General features: G+C 74.5%; 2 protein-coding genes. One reads left to right on the forward strand and one right to left on the reverse strand.

The genetic code is table 11. The features are described 5' to 3' along the window. On the reverse strand, positions 1 to 150 hold a 150-nt coding region (locus DEIPI_RS41540), incomplete at its 3' end, for a metallophosphoesterase family protein (RefSeq protein ID WP_045234605.1). Between the two features lie 61 nt (positions 151 to 211). On the opposite strand from DEIPI_RS41540, the gene DEIPI_RS32210 reads away from it, so the two are divergent. Continuing rightward, positions 212 to 904, forward strand: a complete 693-nt coding sequence (locus DEIPI_RS32210) for a gamma-glutamyl-gamma-aminobutyrate hydrolase family protein (RefSeq protein ID WP_245588590.1) — start codon at positions 212 to 214, stop codon at positions 902 to 904. The last annotated feature ends 114 nt before the right edge of the window (positions 905 to 1,018 follow it).

Genomic DNA, 1,018 nt, shown 5'->3' on the forward strand with positions numbered 1-1,018 from the left:
CAGGGCCAGCACCTCGGCGGGCTGCGGCCCGTAGCCCAGCGCGTCGCCGAGGAACACCGCCCGGTCGAAGCCCCGGGCGCGCGCGTCCGCGAGGACGGCCTCCAGGGCGGCGAGGTTCGCGTGGACGTCGGAGAGCAGCAGCAGGCGCACGAGGACATGATAGCGGTCAGTGCCCCTTCCCCCCTCCCCCCTCACGCCGTAAAATCCTCTGGTGACTCGCCCCCGCGTCGGCATCTCGATCGCCTCCCTGAACGCCATTCCCGGCGTCACGCGTCCCTACCAGGGCACCGCGCAGCACTACTCGCGCGCCCTGTGGGAGGCGGGCGCCACGCCCGTGCTGCTGCCCCTCATCCCCGAGGCGGCGGCGGACCTCCTGCGGGACCTCGACGGTCTCGTCCTGTCGGGCGGCGTGGACGTGAATCCGGCGCTGTACGGCGAGGCGCCCGACCCCCAGCTCGGCGAGGTCGACGACCTGCGCGACGCCACCGAGGCCGCCCTGTACCGCGAGGCGCGCGGGCGCGGCCTGCCGGTCCTCGGGATCTGCCGGGGCGCGCAGCTCATCAACGTCCTGGAGGGCGGCACGCTCGTGCAGCACCTCGACGGGCACGCCCAGACGCAGGACGGCCACGCCTACGACGACGTCACGCACGACGTCGTCTTCGACACCGCGAGCGGTCTGCTCGCGCGCTTCCACCCGGAGGTGACCCGCGTGAACTCCCACCACCATCAGGCCGTGAAGGCCGTCGCGCCCACGCTGCGGGTCGCCGCGCGCACCCCCGAGGGCCTCGTGGAGGCCCTCGAAGGAGACGGCGTCGTCGCCGTGCAGTGGCATCCCGAGGCGACCTTCAGGGGCGCGCCCGACACGAACGGCACCTTCCGCGCGTACCTGGAGCTCCTGAAGTGACGGGCGCGCAGATCACGCCCGAGCGGGTCTGGAGCGACCTGTACGGCTGCCCCCGCGCGCTCTTCGCGGGCCTCGCGGGCGGGCACCGCTGGCTGCTCGTCGCGGCGCCCCGGC

Source organism: Deinococcus pimensis DSM 21231 (assembly GCF_000519345.1).
Taxonomy (GTDB): domain Bacteria; phylum Deinococcota; class Deinococci; order Deinococcales; family Deinococcaceae; genus Deinococcus_A; species Deinococcus_A pimensis.